Source organism: Piscinibacter sp. (assembly GCF_050175855.1).
GTDB lineage: Bacteria > Pseudomonadota > Gammaproteobacteria > Burkholderiales > Burkholderiaceae_C > Piscinibacter.
On sequence record NZ_JBFXIO010000430.1, the window covers coordinates 1 to 4,054 of the forward strand.

5 protein-coding genes are annotated in these 4,054 nt (G+C 69.3%); 1 reads left to right on the forward strand and 4 read right to left on the reverse strand.

The genetic code is table 11. The features are described 5' to 3' along the window. The 4 genes from AB7U92_RS23150 to AB7U92_RS23165 form a co-directional block, all read right to left on the reverse strand. The coding region (locus tag AB7U92_RS23150; RefSeq protein ID WP_428582543.1) for a sodium:proton antiporter at positions 1–1,109 on the reverse strand (1,109 nt) is incomplete at its 3' end. Next, positions 1,106–1,801: a nitroreductase gene (locus tag AB7U92_RS23155; protein ID WP_428582545.1), complete on the reverse strand. Its 696-nt coding sequence runs from the start codon at positions 1,799–1,801 to the stop codon at positions 1,106–1,108. The genes AB7U92_RS23155 and AB7U92_RS23150, both read right to left, overlap by 4 nt. Next, positions 1,798–2,241 carry an acyl-CoA thioesterase gene (locus tag AB7U92_RS23160; RefSeq protein ID WP_428309086.1) on the reverse strand — a complete coding sequence of 148 codons (444 nt, stop codon included), beginning with the start codon at positions 2,239–2,241 and terminating at the stop codon, positions 1,798–1,800. The genes AB7U92_RS23155 and AB7U92_RS23160 overlap by 4 nt, the downstream gene beginning before the upstream one ends. Beyond that, positions 2,238–3,200, reverse strand: coding sequence for a histone deacetylase family protein (locus AB7U92_RS23165; protein ID WP_428582547.1), 963 nt, complete (start codon positions 3,198–3,200; stop codon positions 2,238–2,240). The genes AB7U92_RS23160 and AB7U92_RS23165 overlap by 4 nt, the downstream gene beginning before the upstream one ends. A gap of 182 nt (positions 3,201–3,382) precedes the next feature. Between AB7U92_RS23165 and AB7U92_RS23170 the strand changes: the two genes are divergently transcribed. Next, on the forward strand, positions 3,383–3,943 hold the full coding sequence (locus AB7U92_RS23170) for a phasin family protein (protein ID WP_428582549.1): 561 nt from the start codon (positions 3,383–3,385) through the stop codon (positions 3,941–3,943). The last annotated feature ends 111 nt before the right edge of the window (positions 3,944–4,054 follow it).

Consider the following 4,054-nt stretch of genomic DNA (forward strand, 5'->3'; position numbering starts at 1 on the left):
AACCAGATGTAGGCCCACGGCTGCGGCTGGCCGTGGGCGCCGGTGACCGCGCGCGTCCCGGCGGCGAACGCCCCGGCCTCGCCGGCCTTGAGCATCGCCAGCACCGGGATCATGGTCAGGAAGATGCCGATGAACAGCTTGGCCACCTCCTGCATCGGCGCCCAGGAGAACTGGTTGTCATCGCGCACGCTCTTCGGCGTGATCGCCAGCGAGACCAGCGTGACGCCGATCAGCCCGGCGTCGCGCACGAGCTGCTGCAGTTCCACCGGCGTGCCGAACACGTCGAACGAGATGCCCGGCTTCCAGGTGCCGCTCATCAACACCAGCGCGACCACCGCCAGCAGCGGCAGGAAGTTGATGCCGCCGTCGATGCCGAACTTCTTCGTATCGGGCGTCGGGTCCTGCGGCAGCACGCCTTCCTTGCGGTACCAGTAGCTGTCGATGGCGAAGAACAGCACCAGCAGCGTGCCCACCAGGAACAGCGTCTCCGGGAAGATGTGCTGGACCGTCCAGAAGAAGTCCACGCCCTTGAGGAAGCCGAGGAACAGCGGCGGGTCGCCCAGCGGCGTCAGCGAGCCGCCCGCGTTGCTGACGATGAAGATGAAGAACACCACCACGTGCACGACGTGCTTGCGGTTGTCGTTGGCGCGGATCAGCGGCCGGATCAGCAGCATCGAGGCGCCGGTGGTGCCCATCAGGCTGGCGAGCACGGCGCCGATGCCCATCAGGCCGGTGTTCAGCACTGGGCTGCCGTGCAGGTTGCCTCGGATGTAGATGCCGCCGGCGGCGGTGAACAGCGCGGTGAGCAGGATGATGAACGGGATGTATTCGGCCACCAGCGCATGCACCAGCGCGCTGCCGGCCGCGCCGGCCCCGTGCAGCAGCGCATAGGGCAGCATGAAGGCCAGCGCCCAGCCCGCGGCGATCTTGCCGTAGTGGTGATGCCAGACCTTGGGCGCCAGCAGCGGCATCAGCGCGATGGACAGCAGCATGCCGGCGAAGGGCACGCCCCACCAGGCGGCCAGTGCGGCGCCGTCGACCTCGGCCGCCGCGGCCGAGCCGCTGGCCAGCAGCAGGGCCGCCAGCGCGATGAAGCGGCGCGCGTTCATTCGTGGAAGCGGGTGAAGCCGGCGACCGGCTCGCGCTCGGTGACCAGCGTGTTCTCGACCGCATCCGGGTCGGCCAGGCCGAGCGACATGCCGCACACCACCATCTCGTCGGGCTCCAGGCCGAGCTGCGCCTCGATGATGCGGTGGAACTGCGTGAAGGCGGCCTGCGGGCAGGTGTCGAGGCCGCGCCCGCGCGCGGCGACCATGATGTTCTGCAGGAACATGCCGTAGTCCAGCCAGCTGCCCTGCTGCATCACCCGGTCGATGGTGAAGATCAGGCCGACCGGCGCATCGAAGAAGGCGTAGTTGCGGCCGTGCTGGGCGTGCATGCGCTCCTTGTCGGTCTTGCCGATGCCGAGCAGCCCGTACAGATCCCAGCCCACCTTGCGGCGGCGGTCGATGTAGGGCGGCTGCCACTGCGTCGGGTAGTAGGCGTATTCCTCGCTGTGCCGCGCGCGCTCGACCGGGTCGTCGAAGGCGGCCTTGATGGCGGCGCTCAGGCGTTCCTTGGCCGCGCCGGTCAGCACGTGCACTTTCCAAGGCTGCGTGTTGGTGCCCGAGGGCGCGCGCGCGGCCACGCGCAGGATGTCCTCGATCGTCTCGCGCGGCACCGGCGTGGGCAGGAAGGCGCGGATGGAGCGCCGCGAGGTGATGGCCTCGTCGACGGCGTGCGTGGTGGCGGTGTCGGTCATGCGGTGACGATCAGGGGTTGCAGGGCGGCGCGCAGCGCCTCGGGAAGCTCCACCGGCCGGCGCGTGTGCCGGTCGACGTAGACGTGGATGAAGTGGCCGGCCGCGGCGGCCTCGGGCGCGTCGTGGGCGAACAGGCCGACCTCGTAGCGCACCGAGCTGCGCCCGAGGTGCGCCACGCGCAGGCCGGCCTCCACCTGCTGCGGGAAGGCCAGCGAGGCGAAATAGTTGCAGCGCGTCTCGATCACCAGGCCGATGGTGGCCCCGGCGTGGATGTCCAGCGCACCGGCCTCAATCAGGTAGCCGTTGACCGCGGTGTCGAACCAGGCGTAGTAGACGACGTTGTTGACGTGACCGTAGGCGTCGTTGTCGGCCCAGCGTGTCTGGATCGGGCGGAAGTGGCGATAGGCGCTGCGCGGCTCGGGATGGGGCCTGGAACTCATGGGGCCGGATTGTTCCACGCGCCCCGGGCATTCCACTGTCGCCAGCTGGTCAGCGCCTCGAGCAGCGTGCGGCGCTGGATGTCGACCGTCACGCCGATGTCTTGCCCGTAGCCGCCGGCCATGCTCACCGCCACCGGGATGCCGCGCTCGCGGCAGGCCGCGAATACGCGCCGGTCGCGCTCGGCCAGGCCCTCGGCGCTGAGCTTGAGGCGGCCGAGCCGGTCGCCCTCGTGGGGGTCGGCGCCGGCCAGGTAGAACACCAGGCCCGGCAGGCCGCCACGGTGGCGCGCCCAGAGCTCGTCGAGCGCGGCGTCGAGCGCCGCGAGGTACGGCACATCGGTGCAGCCGTCGGGCAGCTCGACATCGAGGTCGCTCGCTTCCTTGCGGAACGGGAAGTTCTTCGCGCCGTGCAGCGACAGCGTGAACACCGTCGGGTCGTCGCGGAAGATCGCCGCGGTGCCGTTGCCCTGGTGCACGTCGAGGTCGATCACCGCGACACGCAGCCCGCCGGCGGCGCTGCCGTGGCGGCGGTGCCACTCGGCCTGCATCAGCCGGGCCGCCACCGCGGCGTCGTTGAAGACACAGTAGCCGCCGCCCCTGTCGGCGCTGGCGTGGTGCGTTCCGCCAGCCAGGTTGGCAGCCACGCCCTCGGCCAGAGCAGCGCGTGCGGCGGCGATGGTGGCGCCCACCGAGCGGCGCGAGCGCTCGACCATGCGTTCGCTCCAGGGGAAGCCGATCTCGCGCTGCAGGGCGGGCGACAAGGTGCCCTGGAACACGGCCGTGATGTAGGCCGGTTCGTGGGCCAGCGCCAGCTCGCCTTCGCTGGCCGGTGGCGATTCGCGAAGCCGGAAACCGGGGTCGCCCTCGATCCGCTCGCGCAGCAGCCGGTACTTGGGCATCGGGAAGCGGTGCCCTGGCGGCAGCGGCAGGACGTAGTGGTCGGAGTGGAAGGCTTGCATGGGCCGGCGGCATTCTGCCGCGCCACCCCGGCAAACGTGTCCAGTAGAAAAACCCCTCTAACTTTGATGCAGTGCAGCAAAAAAGGGCTTGAAAGGCGACCCGGCGCGCATATACTTCGCCTCATGCTGCACTGCAACAAAGATGCAGCGAATCCAGTTCCACACCCTCAATGGAGAGTTCCATGTCCTTCCTGACCGCTGAACAAGTCATCGCCGCCAACAAGGCCAACGTCGAAACCCTGTTCGGTCTGACGAACAAGGCCTTCGAGGGCGTCGAGAAGCTGATCGAGCTGAACATGCAGGTCGCCAAGACCGCGCTGGCCGAGACCGCCGACACCACCAAGGCCGCCCTGTCGGTCAAGGACGCGCAGGAGCTGTTCGCCCTGCAGGCCGGCCTGCTGCAGCCCGCTGCCGAGAAGGCCGCCGCCTACAGCCGCCACCTGTACGACATCGCCGCCGCCACCAACGCCGAAGTGGCCAAGGTCGCCGAGGAAACCGCCACCGACGCGCAGAAGAAGTTCATGGCCGTGGTCGACACCGCCGTCAAGAACGCCCCGGCTGGCACCGAGAACGCCGTGGCCCTGGTGAAGTCGGCCGTCGCTGCCGCCAACAACGCCTACGAGAGCGTGCACAAGGCCGCCAAGCAGGCCGCCGAAGTGGCCGAAGCCAACTTCCAGGCCGTGACCAGCACCGCCGTGAAGGCCACCCAGGCCGCCACGTCGAAGGCCAAGCGCGCTGCCTGAACGCGCCCCTCGGGGGTTCGGGCCGGAATGCAAAGAATTGTGGCCGGCTTGAACTAACCGGGGAGTGCCCGATCTATGGAGAGCCGCCAGCGAGAGCCGGCGGTCTCCCTG